The sequence below is a fragment of the Acinetobacter sp. Z1 genome (assembly GCF_024296945.1).
In the GTDB taxonomy this organism is placed as follows: domain Bacteria; phylum Pseudomonadota; class Gammaproteobacteria; order Pseudomonadales; family Moraxellaceae; genus Acinetobacter; species Acinetobacter beijerinckii.
In genome coordinates this window covers 254,117-271,403 of sequence record NZ_CP101115.1, presented here as the reverse complement: position 1 = coordinate 271,403, position 17,287 = coordinate 254,117, and the positions used below count along the sequence as shown (strand labels likewise).

Below are 17,287 nucleotides of genomic sequence, written 5' to 3'. Positions count from 1 at the left end.
GTCCACTGTATATTGCGTTTCAGCCTAGAACGACATTTTATGTCGCAATTCTGTTCAATTAAACACCCACTCGTAAAAATGGCGCTCTAGAGCGCCATTTAGAATGATGTGTGCTACTGCTAAATTTCTATTTGACTACCCAATTCCACGACACGGTTGGTTGGAATTTGATAGAAATCGCTGACAGGACTGGTATTCCGCTGCATCGAAATAAATAGTTTTTCACGCCACGGCGACATCCCATCACCCACTGTATGCACAATACGGTCTCTTGAAATAAAGAAACTCATTTGCATCATATCAAATTCAAAATCTAGCTCTTTATAAGCTTGTTCCAAAGCATTCGGAATATTCGGTTGATCCTTAAAACCATAGTAGACAAAGATGCGATAGAAATGATCCTCAAGTTTTTCTACTTTTAATCGGTCAGCCGCGGCAACATAAGGAATATCTTGCGTATATACCGTGAGCATCACATTACGATCATGCAGCACTTTATTATGTTTAATATTATGCAACATCGCATGTGGAACAATATTTGGAGTACCTGTTAAAAAGATGGCTTCACCAGGAACAAAATGTGTCTCTTTGCTCATGCCAATGCTTTTTATGAATAACTCGATCGGTAATGCATTGGTTTCCATACGGTTATATACAATTTCACGCCCACGTTTCCATGTCATCAAAATCGTATAAACCACGACACCAATTAAAATTGGCACCCATCCACCCGCTAAGATTTTAAGCGATGTTGATGCAACAAAAACTAAATCAAGGAATAAGAATGGTATCGTAAATAATGCGACTTTCCACCACGCCCAACGCCAAACCCCATAGGCTAATGTTGAGATTAAAATCGTACCGCATAACATGGTCATAGTTACCGCGACACCATATGCACTCGCAAGCTCGGCACTACTTTCAAAAAGTAAAATCAGAATCACCACAGAGATAAATAATACCCAATTAATAAAAGGTAAATAAATCTGCCCTTGCTCTACGTCTGATGTATGGTGAACTGTCAATCGGGGTAAATAGCGCAATTGAATTGCCTGATTAGCAACTGAAAATACGCCTGTAATCACGGCTTGCGAGGCAATCACTGCCGCAGCTGTAGCCAATCCAATCATTGGAAACAAAGCCCATTCTGGAACTAAGATATAGAATGGATTTTCAATCGCTTGAGGATTACGCAATAACAATGCACCCTGACCTGCATAATTCAACAATAGACATGGCAATACAATAATGAACCACGCCAATTTAATTGGCATACGTCCAAAGTGCCCCATATCAGCATATAGCGCCTCACCACCTGTCATCGTCAGTACAACAGCACCCATGGTGATAAAAGCAATGGCTGGTTGTTCAAACACGAAATTCAGTGCCCAGTAAGGATTAATCATCATCAATACGTATGGTGTTTGGATAATACTCCACAGACCAATCAAGCCGATAGAAATAAACCAAAGCAAGGTAATTGGACCAAAGAATTTCCCCATTGTCGCTGTACCATGTCGCTGTACCATAAACAATGCGGTTAAAATTCCTAAGGCAATTGGAACCAACCATTGATCTAAAGCCGGTGTAATTAGACTCAAACCTTCAATCGCAGAAAGTACAGAAATTGCAGGTGTAATGATGCCATCGCCAAAAAATAAGGATGCGCCAATAAATCCAAGTGCAATCAGATAGATCTTATTTTTATCTGAAAAAACTGTAGAACGGAGATTTAACGCCAACAGCGATATGATCCCCCCTTCACCATTGTTATCAGCTCGCATAATGACGGAAACATATTTATAGCTGATACTCAAATTCATACACCAAAAAATCAGTGACAATATACCTAAAACAGATGCTTCGTTAATTGGCATATGCCCCGTTCTGAAACACTCACGTATGGCATACAATGGACTTGTTCCAATGTCTCCAAAGACCACCCCTAAGGCTGCCAGTGTCATGACTGGCAATGCGGCTTTTTTTGCAGTGCTTTGCATATTTTGTCTTCAAAATAGAACGTTATATGCCGCAATATTATCACTAGCTAGAAAGTTTTTCTGCAAATCTGTTTGACTACAACTTGGCATGATACTTTTTTTTAGTTACTATCGCACACCTTGGTGAGGTGTCCGAGTGGCTGAAGGAGCACGCCTGGAAAGTGTGTAAACGTTTATAGCGTTTCGAGGGTTCGAATCCCTCTCTCACCGCCAAATATACTTTCTATGATATCTCATAGAGTCCTAAAAGCTTAAATCTAAAGGGTTTAAGCTTTTTTTATTGCCTTATGCTTTCCAATAAATACTATTGAATCCTGAGATAGTTGGGGGTATAACTGGGGGTAAAATAATTTACCCCTATTTTTTTACCCCCAAATTTCTACGGAATGAACGACAATGCTTACAGATGCGCAAGTCAGAAAGATCAAACCATTAGAAAAAAAGACCAAATATGCTGATGAAAAAGGCATGTATTTAGAAGTTACACCATCAGGTGGTATGCATTGGCGTATGAAATTTCGTCTGAATGGGAAAGAAAATATTTTTAGTATTGGTACATATCCTGAGACTACACTGGCTCAAGCAAGAAGAATTCGTGACGAAGCTCGCTTACAGATAAAAGATGGCATTAATCCGAATGAAGTAAAAAAACAAAAAAAATTACAGGCAGATGAAAGTACACTCTTTAAAGTACTAGCAATGCAATGGATGCAAGATCGTAAAGATGCGATTACTGAAGGCACTTACTTACGTGATTTATCTGTTTTTGAAAAAGATCTCTTCCCTGCTCTAGGCGATATACCAATTGATCAAATTAAAGGGAAAGACATATTAGCTTGTGCCAAAAAAATTGAAGAGCGTGGCGCATTGGAAATGGCAAAACGCTCCATTCCTTTAACTGGTCGAATTTTTCGCTATGCAATACGTAAAGACATTATTGAGAATGATCCGACCCCTCATCTACAGGAGGCATTAAAGCCACGTAAAGTAAAGCATATGGCTCGTTTGGATATTTCTGAGTTCCCACCATTTTTAGAGCGTATGGATCGTTATCACGGCAGTATTTTGGTTAAAACAGCATTACAACTAATGACATTAACATTTGTGAGAACTGCTGAACTAATCAACATGGAGTGGAATGAGATTGATTTTGATAATCATTTATGGAGGATACCTGCATACAAAATGAAAATGGCTCTACCTCATATTGTTCCTTTATCAAGACAAGCCGTTGAGTTAATTGAGGGACTAAAACCAATCACAGGTAACAAGCAATTCGTTTTTTATAATCACAGTAAAGCCAAACCATTAAGTAATAATGCTCTTTTAAGTGCCATTCGAACAATGGGTTATATGGGAAAAATGACTGGACATGGTTTCCGAGGACTTGCATCTACAACCTTACATGAGCAAGGTTATATGCATGATGCGATTGAAATTCAATTAGCGCACACCGTTGGAAACTCGGTTTCTCAGGCTTATAACCATGCACAACACTTAGAATATCGAATAAAGATGATGCAGGAATGGTCTGACTTTATTGATGGGTTGAGAAATAAAATTAAAGGCTGATTATCAAGATTATGGAGTTAAAGAACTTTCTACTTGAATAAATTTATAGGATACCCTACAATCGAAATAATGCAGGATATCCTACATTATTTGATATAAAAATTTAAAAGGGTCCCTTTTATGGTAAAAACTAGAACTGAAATTAATCAAGAGAGCAATGAACGTCGTGGAATAGTTAACAAAGCATTTAAGTTACATCAAAGTACAGTTGACGCTATTCGCAACTTTGCTGATGATTCAGAAAAGTCGCAAGCTCAACTTGTAACTAATGCGTTTGATGGATTTTATACTCCATTACCTTCAGGTTATGAAAATGAAGATGGTAAATATGTTTCAGCAGATGTCTATATATATCATCCGTATAGCTTAGAAACTTGGCTTATTATCACCAACGTAAGTGAGGAATATGATGAAGAAAGAGAAATTGATTTTTATCAAATTAACTTTGAGGACATGATTAATTACTTTATTAGCCAGCATTTGCCAGGTCTTCATATCAATCATATCAAGATTTTCTACACCCCAATACTCGGCTCAGGTGAGTTCTACAGACCAGATTTCTCTAAATTAAAACAGGAAATGTATAAAGAATCCGTATCTTTCTTTTTTGACCTATTCCATGAAATGCCAACCCTATTCCGATACAAAAATCTTGAAATGGTTCCGATGTCGAAAGATTCAAAAGAATTTGATAAATTAGTAAAGCTCTATTGATTCTCTAAGACATATCATCGCTTTCAATTAATATAAAAAGAGAGCTTACTAAGGTAGCAACCTCTCTTTATTAAAATGCTAAAACTTGTGATTTATCAAAGAATATGCTGTCCTAATTCTCAAAGCTAGCATATTTGTGAATTTTTCAAAATAAACTCTTTTAAAAAGGCAGCAACTTTCACATTGACTTTGAAAGGGGGTATCGCCTTCCCATCCCCCTGCTCAAAATATTGCTTTGCTTTTGTCTTATCTATAGTATTCAATAACGCATCAAAGCGTGCAAATTCATTGATATTATTTTCATTGACATGCGCGCTGATCAACTGTCTTAGTTTGGACTCATCTAAACCAAAAGAGGTCGAGATAGCATGTATTTCATCTTCTTTGGCTTTAAATTGATACTCTGTAATATAGTCTCTAAATGACTTAGCTTCTTGCAATTTCACGTCACCACGTTGAACGTCGTGTAGAAAGATATTCGCAATTCTTTGCTCATCATGCGTTAAAGCTGCAAAACTCTTATGCAGTTCATTTAATGCTTCTTCAACCGAGATTGTCTTTTCACCGTCATGCAATGCCTTTAAATATTTGGTGAAGCGACTGTTCATGTAATCTGAATCAATTTTATCGGTATCAATTTCAGTCAAATAACCGTCTATCTCAAATGGAACACTGCCCCCACCGCCACCACTTCCACCTTCAGCAAATAATTCCTTATAACGTAAAGCAAGAATAAGGTATGTTTGCTCATCTATTGCAAACTGAAATGGTAGTTTACTCGCATCATTGTCGTCAAAGTGATATGTCAGTGTGTTCCACTTAAAGCCTTGGATTTTTGCAGCTTCTAGATGCTCATTGAATTGTTTAAATAATTTTGCAAACTGACCACAAGCCTCTTTGTCTTCAGGTAACTTTTCAAAGTTTTCGATACCCGCATTTTTAAACAATTGCTCTATATCAATAAAAATAGAATTTAATTTATTTAGGTTGTCTTGCAGTTTATCTACAAATAAAGCCAAAGGTTTATCGCCTGAATACAACTTAACTGCTGCATCAATATTACGTTTCATCGTATGCGGACGTCGGTAATATCGAATGATACCAAACGGTTTATCTTTACCAAATAAGCGGTTGGTACGTGAGAATGCTTGAATCAAGTTTGCATACTCAAGCATCTTATCCAAGTACAAAGTATTGACCCATTTAGAGTCAAAACCTGTTAGCATTTGATCCACAACAATCAATAGATCAAGCTGTTTTTCAGGGGTATATTCTACACGCTTATACAATTCTTTATGCGCTAAACGGTCAGCAATATCACGCTTCATTTTGGCGTGGGTAGCTAAACTGAACTCCATGCCATAATGATTGTTATAGTCGCTAATGATCTCAACTAAGCCATCCTCTTTAAATTTAGCATTTTCATTATTATCAATATTTGGATCAAACAGTGCCGTAATTTTTAACTCAGGCTTAATTTTTTTAAATAAACGATAATATTCAATCGCTTCAGCAATACTACTGGTCGCAAAAATTCCATGAAATTTATTATTTTGGCTATATTGAATCCAGTTCTCTAAAATATCCTCAACCACTTTCTTTTGGTGCGCTGGACGAAGATACTGCGCTGTTGGCAAGTAATCTTCAATTCCTCTGACATAGTTATTGGATTTGTCCCAATGACCAGCCATAGACACCTGACTTTTATCCATAAAACGTGAATAAATTTCTTTCTTTTTAGGGTCAGCCAAAGCTTCTTGGACCGTCTTTGCTTTTGCTTCATCTAAAGCAATAAATTCTCTTAACTTTGAGTCTTTATAAGTTGAAATCAGGTAAGGATCAAAACCGAGTACGTTTTTATCTCGAATACCATCTGCAATACTGTAACGGTGCAACTCATGACCGAATACTGTCGCTGTGGTATTCATATTCTTTTCGTTTTCGTCTTGAATCGGTGTCCCTGTAAAACCAAAGAAGACTGCCTGAGGAAAGGTTTCTTTAATGGTAATGAGCATATCACCAAAGGTCGAACGGTGTGCTTCATCTACAATAATAGCGATGCGCTTTTTCTGCATCTGCTCAATATCATGGGCTTTGAGTCCACCCTCTTCTTGCTTGATATTACTCATTTTTTGAATTGAGCTAACAATCAGAACTTCGTTCGGATTGGTACTTTTAAGTTTGCTAATCAGCGCATGAGTATTTTCAGTGGATTGTACAAAGTCGTCCGTGTCTGCAAAGTTATTATATTGTTCTAATGACTGCGTACCGAGTTCAATACGATCCATGAGGAAAATGACTTTATCAGCATCTTTAGAGGTGGCGATGAGGTAGGCTGATTTAAAACTGGTCATGGTTTTACCCGAACCAGTGGTATGCCAGATATAACCACCTAAACGATCTCTTCCATCCCACTCGATACGTGCTACACGGTCGGAAATAGCGCGGACTGCAAAGTACTGGTAACTACGCATAACCTTTAACACGCCATCAGTTTTATCCGCTACGGTATAGAAACCTATGAGCTGATGTGCCATCGGAATAGACAGCAAATGCGCAGCAATGTCTTTCCAATAATTCATTGGTTCGTTGTTAAAATCTGCCCAGTTAAAATAGTAGTCTGAATTAAATTTGCCTTCAGGCCCAGGATTAGCAAAGTATTTGGTTTCTTCAGGGTTCATCGCCACAAAGATTTGTACCAATGAAAATAGTCCTGAGAAAATGCCTGAACGAGCATAGTTTTCGATTTGATGTGCTGCCTGACTGATAGGGACGCCTGAGCGTTTCAATTCGATATGAAAAAGTGGCATACCATTGATCAGCAACATAATGTCGCCACGTCGGTCGTTTAAAATCGGTGAAGACGTTGGGAATTTGGGTTGTTGTACGATTTGGTAACGGCTTTCGCCTGCCGCAATTTGTTGTCGGTCATAGATGCTGAGGCTGATTTCTTTACCCAAGTGTGCTGCATCATTAGGATTATCTCGTTTGATGGAAACGGTTTTACCATTAATAAAGCCATTGAGTGCCAACGGTGTACGCAAGTTTTTGATTTGTTCGAGTATTTGCGCCATTTCAGAGTCAGTAAGTGGCTGACCATTCAGCCGATCTATACCGCTGTTATTTTCAAATAAAATTTTTGCCCAGTTGTTGATTAAATCCTGTTCCGTTGGATTTTTTAGAACCGTACTTTCCCATCCCTTGTTAAAAAGAGTTTCGATAAATGCCTGTTCAAATGCTGCTTCGTTCTTAAATGTCATGGTCTATTTGCTTTTATTAAGTCAATTTATAAAAAGTCTCCCTTTCTAAAAGGTGAGCCGCGATTAAAGCGGCGCAAGGGAGAGATTCAAACAAACATCTTTTCTAAAAATGCCTGTTTTAAGTTTTTTAAGGCCTGAAGCTGTTGCTGTTGTAGAGCAAGTGTTTCTTCAATTTGTTTGAAGAATTGACCGATTTTTAATTGCTCACCAATACTAGGAAGCTCTACAATAGTTTCACCAACTTCTTGTTGTCCAATTGTAGTCATTGTCGTACTTTTTCCACCTAAAATTAATTGAGTTCTAACTTTTGATGACTTCAAACAAAAATTTAAAAAAATCGGATCAATTAACTCTAAATTTGGACTTAACTTAATTAAATGACCATCATAAGTTATGTCATTACTTTGACCCAAATATACATTTGAAAATGCGATTCCTTCTTTGACTAAAGAAGAACGAGTAAAAAAAACATCTCCATATTTAACTTTATTCTGTTCAAATTCTTTACGGTCTAAATCCAACAGAGTTAATTTTTTTTCATCTATAGATGTTTCTATATACATATCTAGAACATTAATTAACTTATAACCCTTTCCTACTTTGTTCTGATCATTAAAAACACCATTGTTTAATTGTTGATTTTGAGCAAGACTAAAAATACTACAACTATCCCAATCCCCATTAAACCCTCTTAAACGAATTTCAGGCTGCTTACTTCCTTCTTTGGGAAACATTTTTTCCAACATCGCCTTTTTTAGGTTTTGTGTTTGGCTAAGTTTCTTTTCATGTAAAGCAATGGACTGGTCTAGGTTTTGGAAAAATTTGCCAATTTGGATTTGTTCAGTTAAAACAGGAATATGAATAATTTTACCTTCCATTTCACCTTTAGTTACATGAATCATTGTTGAACCATTTGTATTATTGGTTAAACTGATTTCATCGGCTTTTAAAAAATGAAATGTAAATAGTTTATCTAACTTTTTAGATAATTCGACCTTCCAAATATGATAGTGATAAATTACTTTTTCACCTTTCCAAATATAAGGTGAAAAAATGGTCGACCATGTATAAAGTAAATCTCCGTCTTCTGCATAATACTTTTCACCAAGCTCTAAATCTGAATAATACCAATGGCTATTTGTATTAAAATTTCCAACACGTAGTACAGGATATTTTCCTTTTTTAAGCAACTCCTCTTGGCTATAAGCTCGACCATTTATAAAAGTTGTTATATCTCCGAGGATATTTTTTTTCCAATTAAGATCAAACTCTTTAAACCTAATTTCAGGACATTTTTGCTTTTCCACATTACGCCCCTTTTAACAACGTTTGAAACTGAGCTAAACCTTGCATATCAAAATCATCACCTGTTAAGTCATCAATCAGACTCGCAAGACTATGCTCTGCCTCTGTCAGCTTTTGCGTGGTTTCGGTATAGGTCACTGCATACTTATCCGCCAAAGCCTGTACCACATCAGTCAAATGCTCAATCACTTCATTTGGTAATGCTAAAATTGCAGAAACAATCGGTTGTACCCACTTCACTTCCAACAATTCTAAAACCTGTGAATCTTGCAAGGCTTCAATCGTGGCTTTAGTCAACAAATGTAAAGCATTGGCATCGGCTTTAATCTCAGCTTTCAGTTCTTTTTCCTGTGCAAGCAAATCTTCAACTTGGAACAACTTAGCTTCCAAAGAATCTTCAGCAAAAGTAAAATTGGCTTGTAAGGTTTTTAAATAGGCTTTGACTTTACCTACTGCATAAGTACCATTTTTATTGGCTTCAATATTTGTCCACTGTACTTCAGGATGTGCCTGTACAAACTGTTCCTGCTCAGGCTTTTTCGCTTTATTCGCAAGTAATTCTAACAATTCATTGATCGCACGAATTTCAGGCGTTTCAATATCTTCAAAAGCCTGTTTCAATGCTTTGGTAATTTCTGCGGTTACAAAAGCGTCATTGGCATCGTTCAATAAAGTGTCTTTTTCTTCCTCAGACAACGAATCCATGATCGCTTCGATTTCAGCACTGGCTTCAGTTAAAGCACGTTCTTTACTTTGTAAAGCGGTGAGTTCATCAATGAGTAAATGCTGTTGTACCAAGTCAAATGGCAACACATAACCCACCCATCCGTCTTGAACTTCCTGCTCTTTACCATCTTTCTTCTTAATGACGATATTAGGATTTACAATCTTTGCAGCCGCTAAACCTTCAGACTGAATAATCTCTAAGTCCCCTGCGATGCTTTGCCATTGATCATCCAAGGCTTGATAGGCTTGATACTTGTCAACTAGAGGAATATTTTCCAGACGCTTGAAAATATCCTGACTTAAAACATTTTCCTGTTGTCCAATATGCAAAGTCTGCATCTTGCCAATCAACTCAGCTTTTAAATAATCATGGAAATTAGCAAAAGCCGTATTAAATTGCGTTTTAAATGTTTGAACATTGGCATGCTGATAAATAGCGTTACTGATTTCTGTCGTGGCTAAATCGACATAAGGCGTGTCGCTGTCAGTAAATAAGTCTTGGCGTAACTGCGGGAATGCCTTCCAATACTCGACATGCACATCAATTTCTTTTTTCGGGATACCACCAAACATGGTGGCATAAATATCCCATGTTTCAGCCGTTGCAGAAGAGTCCACATAACGAGGAATATTTAAGTTGTAGCCTTGCTCACGAATTTCTTCCAAGCTAACCAATTTAGAAAATTGCTCAATATCTTTACGCTGTACCACAGTATCAACAATTTTCTTAATATTCGATGCTTGTAGATGGTTATTTTTACCAACTTTCACAAAGCCTTTGGATGCATCAACAATAAGTACATCACTGCTTTGGCGACGCTGTTTTAAAATAATAATAACCGTTGGAATACCTGTACCAAAGAAAATATTGGCAGGTAAACCGATGATTGCATCAATATGCTTATTTTCAAGCAAGTTTTTACGAATACGTTCTTCTTCACCACCACGGAACAATACGCCATGTGGCAGAACAATCGCCATGATGCCATTAGGTTTTAAGTGATAAAGATCATGCAGTAAGAACGCATAGTCTGCTTTAGTTTTAGGTGCTAAACCAAAACGAGCATAACGTGGATCAGATTCTTTATTTACTGAATCCCATGCTTGTGAGTAAGGTGGATTAGATACCACTGCATCGACATACAACGGCTCGTAGGTATTGATCGGATCATTGTCATCAAAATACGGCCAATCATCCTCTAAGGTATCGGCATTACGAGCCACAATATTGGCAGGGAGAATACCACGCATCACCAAGTTCATACGGGTCAAGTTATAGGTATTTTCCTTTAACTCTTGTGCGTAATATTTGATTTTATTTTCATCTTTGACATGTTTGGCAACTGAACTACCAATGTTAATCAGTAATGACCCCGACCCACTGGTTGGGTCATAAATTTTGATTTCTTGCTGATCTTTTAAATGATGCGCAATGATTTCAGACATCAACACCGATACTTCATGCGGTGTATAAAACTCACCAGCTTTCTTACCTGCATTTGCAGCAAACGAACCAATTAAATATTCATAAATAAAACCAAGAACATCATAGTCTTGTTTATTATTCATCGGAATAACTTTGATCAATTGCAATAAATCACTGATGGCTTTGGTTTGACTGTTTGAGTTATCACCCAATTTACTTAAACCTGTTTCCAGTGTTTTAAAAATGCCATCGAATACTTTTTTATGTGATGGGCTGATTAGACGTGCAAAAGCAGAAAGCCCATCACGAACATTAGCAACGTTAAAATCATTGCCTTTTTTCAACCATGTTGAAAACAGGTTGTCATAGGCAATAAAATAACCTATACCATCTTTAATAAATTCAACAGTTTCAGGATCTTCTTCTGTGAGTGCTTCAATATCAGCCTGACTAAAATCGTTAGCTTTTAAAAATGCTTGCTCTTTGTCTGATAAAAACTTGTAAAACATGAACCCTAAGATATAGTCTTTATATTCATTTGCCTCAATTTTTGAGCGCATCTTATTTGCTGAGTCCCAAATTTTGGAAGCGAGTTGTTGCTTGTTCATAGGTTGTCTACAGTTAATTAAAATTGACCAAAAATAAACCAAAACTCTTTAGCATGAGTGCTCAGTACCATTGTCAGGAGCTTTAGTCTGTGACATTCTCACTAATTTGATCAAGGTTCTCAACTTATAGTTTTTATTTTTACCGTATCAACAAAAAACAGATCAAAAATCAATACGAATATCTAAACAGCAATGTCGTATGCGGTAAGGATCACCTGACCGATGATGAGTATGCTGAGAATAAAAAATTGAACTCGTATCTTCATCAAACTTTGAATCAAAATTTACTAATCTATTATTTGGATCTTTTGCCAATTCTTTTAGATGAGCATCCCAACTTTGCATCACATCTTTAACTGAATACTGTGTCTTGTTCAAATAAATGAGCACACCACCACTTTCAAATTTTCCTCCACTTGAGTAATCATTTATCAACTGATACAAGCCTTTTTGATGGTATCTGTTTCCATCGTACAATTTGGCTTCACCGATCCATTTAAATTTTTTTGACTGATTTTGTACTAAGATATCAACGTGACCCTTATTATTCGGATCATGTGAAGATACAAAACCTTTTGCATCAAGGTGATCAACTATCCTACAAGAAATATCATCTTCTAACTTTTTTTGTAATAAAACTATATGTTTCTTTAACTCATCAACATCCTTAATATTTTTTTCAGCAGATTCGCATAAATCTTTAAAAGTACTAACTACAGAATTTTTATTAAGGCTAGAATAGATACGCTCAGCAGCCTCATTCAAGACTTCTTCGAGCAACTCTAGAAATTCATCGTACTTTTTTACATTTCGAATTTTATATAACTGCAACACAAAAGGATCTTTCATACTAATACGTGTCATTTTTATGATCCAAAAAATTCTGTGTTACACCGAAAAAAGATATGACCTCATCATAAAACTGTTCTTCAGTTAAATCCTCACCAGTAAAGGGATGTGAAAAAATATTTGACTCAATCATGGTGTTTACTTTATCAAATCTTACTGGAACATATCTTGCTTCTACTTCTCTCCACGCAGAGAAACCTTGCTCAAGAATGTCAATATCCTCTCGTGTCAAATAAAAAACACTCGAAACAAAATCTTCATCACTAACACTACGATCCACTTTCTCACGCAGCTCATCAAAGCTAAAAGTGACCTCCAGATCTCTTCCAGCAACAATTAAATAATCTAATAAAAAAAGACAACTTAACTTTATATCAGAGTATTCAGAGAACTTCCGACTTTCAATTACTTGATGAAAATAGCTATCTCTTAATAAAGATTTCATGTGACTGTTCTGTTCACTAAGATCTTATCGATGATGAATATATAATCATCATAAGATTTGATATCAAAAATATGTGCTTCATATAAACTCTTTTCCCCTGATATAGCTTTATTAAAATAACGATAATGCACACCTGTATAAACTTGAGGCCATGTATTGGTAATTCGCTCAAAACGCTTACTTATCCGATATGGACGAATTTTACCTCCTAAGGCTTCTTCAGCAGCTTTACCTCTAAGATGATATTCAGCTTTACGAATATCACGAGCTCTATCTCTTAAAGTCTCATGATGATTATTTTTTGAGGTAGAAAATGATGCTTTTGTAACCTCTCCTTCCTCATTATCATAAAAGTTTTGAAGCGTAGTATAAAGATTCAAGAATTGTGCTTTTTCTGGAACACGACAATTAGTGACGCCCAATTTACGAAAAGCCTTATTAATACTTACTCTTAAATTCTGGAAAAACTTATCAACGGCATTTGCCAAAACAATACTACCGAGATCTAGTTGTAAAATTAAACGTTTATTTTTAATATCAATAGCCAAGGCATCAAAACATGTTATTTTTACAGGGCGGTAACCTATTATTCGACTGTACTGACCCAATACATCTTCTGCTAAATTACCTAAGTCACTCATAGTCAACTCCTTACGTTCGGAAACCTCACGGACTATTTTAAAGTTATAGAGAATTAGGTTCTCAGTAACTTCATGACAAGTGTCTGCTGTGTATTCTGTTCCCTCAAAAGAAGTACTGTCACTATAAACTTTAATAAAAGCATTAATGAATTCGTGAATATCATCGTCAGTAAGATGGTTAAAAACCATAATTAATTTATTATCATAGCGAATATGATTTTCTAAAAGTGTTGATATCTTTTCTTCTATTTGTGAAGCTTTTGTATCACTACATCTTATAGCTTCGCTAGTTAGCGCCCCCCATCTATGAGCGACATCAACCCCAGCCCTTTCAAATATATCTTCAACAATATCAAGATCTATCCGTCGCCCCTCACAAAATTTAATTTTATCTACTAAACTCCTACGTGGATGCTCATTGTTTTCATCTATTTTAATAGCTAATTGTGCTGTCATTTTTCAACTTTTTAAAATATAACTTTTGTTAAATTAATATACTTTCACAAAAAAAAATAGCTTAATTCGACTAAATACTAGATGCGAAAAATAAACTATCTCCAAATTAGAAGCCAAAGCCCTACTTTAAAGATAGTTTCAAAGCCCCATTACTCTCGTTCTTCCATCTTAGACTCAATCCATTGATGGATTTCCCAAGCAGACCAACCAATACGCATTTCTGTTAAACGTATAGGTTGAGGAAATGTCGGATCATAATATTTGGATTTCTTGTTTATCATCTCATAGATTTTTGATTTGCTTAGCGCCGTAAATTCAACGACATGCTTAATGTTAATGATTTGATTCATCTGAAAAGTTTGACCTTTGAACGCATTCATGAAGTTTTTCTCCTAATCATTGATGCGAGCGGCAATTCGCTCAAATCATAGAGCGCTTTGTAAGAAAAAACTTTTGGCTTTCCTCCAATCAATTTAGAGCCTGCACCGACTGCTGCAACCCTTTCTGAATATCCTGAACATGTTTCAGATCATGCGTTTGCTGATGCCTTTCTGATTTGGATTCATCCGTGTAAAATTCCTCCACGATATCCAAACCTTCTTCTGCTCCCACCTCAAAACTGGCATTGCCATAGCCCTGTCTTGCCACATGATCCAACGCCTCCTGATAAAATCCTGCCGCCTTGCTTTGTTCATCTATCTGTTTGGCTGAAGTAATTGCTTCCTGCAAATTAATACCATCCCGTAAAGTTAAATCCACGTAATAGATTGGGGTACGGTAGCTTTGTGTTGTGCTCTTTCCTCTTAAAGTCAGTTGTAAAGGCAAACATGATAGTAAATCACCTGAAGCCGCATGGTAATAACTCAATCGTGCAGCCAAAGTTCGAATGCTATTAAAACCTGTGGTTCTAAAAATGAAGGTTCCTAACTCGTCCGATTCATCTAAGTTGACGTAAAGCCTGCCGTAGGGTTTGCACAGCCCACCTTTTGCCAGTGGACATAAGTCAGGTGATGGACATGGATGTTGTTCAACCCCGTTTTGTCCAAGGCGCTGACAAGTTTCGCCATTACCTGAGCAGATTAAGCGTCCTGTTTGTCGGTCAAATAGGCTGTACTCAGCGCGTAAGCTGAGTTCAGGATCATTAAAGATCATACGCACTGGAATCGTTCTAAGCTTTTGGTTTTGATTGGGTGCTTTGGCACGTAGCTGTTCATCCAGTGGATGTTTAATCCAGCCATCCTTATTCTGAATCTGACTGGTGATGGTAAATTGGTCGTCTTTTTCAGGGATGCGTTTGCCATTCTTTTCCACGATCTTGCCAATGCTGATACGACCAAGTACAGGTGGTGTAATTGCTAGACCTTTAATCATGTTGAAATCCTCTTTGGTAGTTTTTGACTGATGCCCCTTTCATATGAGTAAGAAGCAATCTTTTTTTGAAATGCATATAAATCTCGCAAGGCAGTCCATTTGCTCTCTATAGGTACGTTTCTTCAACGTGCTTATAGGGAGCGGGGGCTGTTTTGCGCTTTTTTGATGAATTGGGGATTGAGTGGGGTAGGTAAATAGGCTTGAGTAGGTTGAAAATGTTTGGTCAGTTGAGTTCGTCTGCTTAGGCTAATTTATTTGGACTGATCATCATCTGCATAAATCTGAAAACGCCGTGTGCCCTGCTTGTTTTGCGGGAACTGTTGTAAAAACTCAGGATGCTGTTGCAATAGAGCTTTACTGTCTAAGCTGACCGAGTCTTTTGATCTTTTCCAAGTGACTGACCCTGTTTTAAAAGTTGCTCGTTCAGCATCTTGCATCTTGGCTTGGATTTGATGTTTCAGTTGATCAAAGCTCGCTTGATGCTGCTCAATCAAATGACGTTGTTGCAGTAATTGCTCAAAGTCTTGATTGGCTTTTTGGTCTTTAGATAAATCCGTACTGCTCAGCGGTACATGAACTGGATATAACAGTTGTAAGGCTTTGGCTGCTGATTCCGAAGCATCCACATCAGGCGGTACATCTTTTTCCACACATTCCCAGAAATAACGTTCAGCATCTACGATGTATTTGATCACCGTTTCACTGCGCGTCACTTTAAAGATTCGGGTTTCATGTCCACAGATCAAGGCACAGATATGTGCTGCCTGTTTACCTGTGACTGCCAGTTGATGTTGTACTTGGCAAAGAACATACAGCGGTACGCCATCTCGCCATAACTTTGCGCCGTATTCACCTACGGTTTTGCATTCCAAGATTTGAACTTCGTCATTGCCCACAACGGCATAATCAAGATTAGCCAACATAAAATGTTTGTCTTCATCAGGATGCTGCAACACGGCATTGACGCGACGGACTTTGTGGTTAGTGTGCATGCTGTAGTACTGCGCTACCAACGGTTCCAACTGCTTGCCCCAATATAAAGGTGCGTGTCCTGCACTTTCGTCTTCAATGTTTTGTTGTATTCGACCTGTCTTGATCATCCACAGTTCAAGCATCGACATATACGGATTGAGTCCACATGCGGTGGCTGCATCACTGCTGCCAATTCCCTGTTTCCGAACTTCCAACCATTGTTGGTAATTCAACTGTTTAGTGTTGGCGAGACGTTTTGCTGAAGGTAGTTGAGTGGTTTTCTTTGGCGTTTTCTTAGTTCGTGTTCCGACTTCAGCTTTATGTTCTGTCTCGATCTTGATGGGATAAGGTTGTAAGGGTGGATGGTTAAGTGTGTTCTGAATTTGGGTATGACTATTCATTGTAAAAGTTCCTGTATAGCTAAAATCGTTAAGTTAAATTTTGGGCATAAAAAAACCACGTCGGGGTAGACGTGGCGAAAGCGTGAATGACTATGTCAGGGCATCAATATGTGATTAATGCCCTTTTCATTTAAGACTAACTTTTAGCAATATTATTGAGTAGTTCAGGTTCAAGCATAAAAAACTCTCGACCAAAGTTTTCTAATGGAATATTGGAAACATTTATTTGATATTCAATGTCTCCATTAAAGAAGCTTTGTGACTTTTGTATAGATCGTTCCCAACCAAAGGTTGTGCCACATTGCACCAATAAATACTGATAGACCTTTGCATCATTAATTTTTAATAGGAACGCATTATCAGCTAATTGCTGAATCGAGACATTTTCGGAATATTGCACATCAATCATGATCTACCTCCTAGAATGAATGACCAAGTGAAGTATAGTTATCATTAAAGATAATTGGTTTTATTTCAACCAATTTTTAATATTTATTTATAACTATGAATAACTTAAGTCATATTTTTAACATATATAACC

The 17,287-nt window shown here is 37.1% G+C and carries 13 protein-coding genes and 1 tRNA gene; 3 read left to right on the top strand and 11 right to left on the bottom strand.

Features of this window, described 5'->3' with window-relative positions:
• Nucleotides 1–119: 119 nt before the first annotated feature.
• Nucleotides 120–2,000, bottom strand: a complete 1,881-nt coding sequence (locus NGC85_RS01225; protein WP_005060055.1) for a potassium transporter Kup — start codon at nucleotides 1,998–2,000, stop codon at nucleotides 120–122.
• A 122-nt stretch (nucleotides 2,001–2,122) separates the two neighbouring features.
• Here NGC85_RS01225 and NGC85_RS01220 point away from each other — a divergent pair.
• The 3 genes from NGC85_RS01220 (at nucleotide 2,123) to NGC85_RS01210 (ending at nucleotide 4,286) form a co-directional block, all read left to right on the top strand.
• Nucleotides 2,123–2,213 (top strand) — tRNA-Ser (locus tag NGC85_RS01220).
• Between the two features lie 183 nt (nucleotides 2,214–2,396).
• Entirely contained in the window at nucleotides 2,397–3,572 is a 1,176-nt protein-coding gene (locus NGC85_RS01215; RefSeq protein WP_254804591.1) for an integrase arm-type DNA-binding domain-containing protein, read from the top strand.
• 120 nt (nucleotides 3,573–3,692) lie between these two features.
• A complete protein-coding gene (locus NGC85_RS01210) occupies nucleotides 3,693–4,286 on the top strand; it encodes a hypothetical protein (RefSeq protein WP_254804590.1) in 594 nt (197 codons plus the stop codon).
• Nucleotides 4,287–4,411: 125 nt separating this feature from the next.
• Here NGC85_RS01210 and NGC85_RS01205 read toward each other — a convergent pair whose 3' ends face one another.
• The 10 genes from NGC85_RS01205 to NGC85_RS01160 all read right to left on the bottom strand — a co-directional run bounded on the left by NGC85_RS01205 (nucleotide 4,412) and on the right by NGC85_RS01160 (nucleotide 17,155).
• Nucleotides 4,412–7,546 carry a type I restriction endonuclease subunit R gene (locus NGC85_RS01205; protein WP_254804589.1) on the bottom strand — a complete coding sequence of 1,045 codons (3,135 nt, stop codon included), beginning with the start codon at nucleotides 7,544–7,546 and terminating at the stop codon, nucleotides 4,412–4,414.
• An 86-nt stretch (nucleotides 7,547–7,632) separates the two neighbouring features.
• Complete coding sequence (locus tag NGC85_RS01200; RefSeq protein ID WP_254804588.1) at nucleotides 7,633–8,853, bottom strand: restriction endonuclease subunit S; 1,221 nt, start codon at nucleotides 8,851–8,853, stop codon at nucleotides 7,633–7,635.
• A gap of 1 nt (nucleotide 8,854) precedes the next feature.
• Nucleotides 8,855–11,611, bottom strand: coding sequence for a type I restriction-modification system subunit M (locus NGC85_RS01195; protein ID WP_254804587.1), 2,757 nt, complete (start codon nucleotides 11,609–11,611; stop codon nucleotides 8,855–8,857).
• Nucleotides 11,612–11,773: 162 nt separating this feature from the next.
• Nucleotides 11,774–12,475 (bottom strand): hypothetical protein, encoded by a 702-nt coding sequence (locus NGC85_RS01190; protein ID WP_254804586.1) that lies wholly within the window; start codon nucleotides 12,473–12,475, stop codon nucleotides 11,774–11,776.
• On the bottom strand, nucleotides 12,462–12,905 hold the full coding sequence (locus NGC85_RS01185; protein WP_254804585.1) for a hypothetical protein: 444 nt from the start codon (nucleotides 12,903–12,905) through the stop codon (nucleotides 12,462–12,464). Before NGC85_RS01185 ends, NGC85_RS01190 begins: the two co-directional genes overlap by 14 nt.
• Complete coding sequence (locus NGC85_RS01180) at nucleotides 12,902–14,002, bottom strand: hypothetical protein (protein ID WP_254804584.1); 1,101 nt, start codon at nucleotides 14,000–14,002, stop codon at nucleotides 12,902–12,904. The genes NGC85_RS01185 and NGC85_RS01180 overlap by 4 nt, the downstream gene beginning before the upstream one ends.
• Before the next feature lie 149 nt (nucleotides 14,003–14,151).
• Nucleotides 14,152–14,382 (bottom strand): AlpA family transcriptional regulator, encoded by a 231-nt coding sequence (locus tag NGC85_RS01175; protein WP_254804583.1) that lies wholly within the window; start codon nucleotides 14,380–14,382, stop codon nucleotides 14,152–14,154.
• 88 nt (nucleotides 14,383–14,470) lie between these two features.
• Nucleotides 14,471–15,373 carry a hydrolase or metal-binding protein gene (locus NGC85_RS01170; RefSeq protein ID WP_254804582.1) on the bottom strand — a complete coding sequence of 301 codons (903 nt, stop codon included), beginning with the start codon at nucleotides 15,371–15,373 and terminating at the stop codon, nucleotides 14,471–14,473.
• A 251-nt stretch (nucleotides 15,374–15,624) separates the two neighbouring features.
• On the bottom strand, nucleotides 15,625–16,746 hold the full coding sequence (locus tag NGC85_RS01165; RefSeq protein ID WP_254804581.1) for a YqaJ viral recombinase family protein: 1,122 nt from the start codon (nucleotides 16,744–16,746) through the stop codon (nucleotides 15,625–15,627).
• Nucleotides 16,747–16,882: 136 nt separating this feature from the next.
• Entirely contained in the window at nucleotides 16,883–17,155 is a 273-nt protein-coding gene (locus NGC85_RS01160) for a hypothetical protein (RefSeq protein WP_005053260.1), read from the bottom strand.
• Nucleotides 17,156–17,287 lie beyond the last annotated feature (132 nt).

What these genes read in the sequence shown, in the direction of transcription:
- NGC85_RS01225 (WP_005060055.1), bottom strand. Translation starts at nt 2,000, where the DNA reads ATGCAAAGCACTGCAAAAAAAGCCGCATTGCCAGTCATGACACTGGCA.
- NGC85_RS01215 (WP_254804591.1), top strand. Translation starts at nt 2,397, where the DNA reads ATGCTTACAGATGCGCAAGTCAGAAAGATCAAACCATTAGAAAAAAAG.
- NGC85_RS01210 (WP_254804590.1), top strand. Translation starts at nt 3,693, where the DNA reads ATGGTAAAAACTAGAACTGAAATTAATCAAGAGAGCAATGAACGTCGT.
- NGC85_RS01205 (WP_254804589.1), bottom strand. Translation starts at nt 7,546, where the DNA reads ATGACATTTAAGAACGAAGCAGCATTTGAACAGGCATTTATCGAAACT.
- NGC85_RS01195 (WP_254804587.1), bottom strand. Translation starts at nt 11,611, where the DNA reads ATGAACAAGCAACAACTCGCTTCCAAAATTTGGGACTCAGCAAATAAG.
- NGC85_RS01190 (WP_254804586.1), bottom strand. Translation starts at nt 12,475, where the DNA reads ATGACACGTATTAGTATGAAAGATCCTTTTGTGTTGCAGTTATATAAA.
- NGC85_RS01185 (WP_254804585.1), bottom strand. Translation starts at nt 12,905, where the DNA reads ATGAAATCTTTATTAAGAGATAGCTATTTTCATCAAGTAATTGAAAGT.
- NGC85_RS01180 (WP_254804584.1), bottom strand. Translation starts at nt 14,002, where the DNA reads ATGACAGCACAATTAGCTATTAAAATAGATGAAAACAATGAGCATCCA.
- NGC85_RS01175 (WP_254804583.1), bottom strand. Translation starts at nt 14,382, where the DNA reads ATGAATGCGTTCAAAGGTCAAACTTTTCAGATGAATCAAATCATTAAC.
- NGC85_RS01170 (WP_254804582.1), bottom strand. Translation starts at nt 15,373, where the DNA reads ATGATTAAAGGTCTAGCAATTACACCACCTGTACTTGGTCGTATCAGC.
- NGC85_RS01165 (WP_254804581.1), bottom strand. Translation starts at nt 16,746, where the DNA reads ATGAATAGTCATACCCAAATTCAGAACACACTTAACCATCCACCCTTA.
- NGC85_RS01160 (WP_005053260.1), bottom strand. Translation starts at nt 17,155, where the DNA reads ATGATTGATGTGCAATATTCCGAAAATGTCTCGATTCAGCAATTAGCT.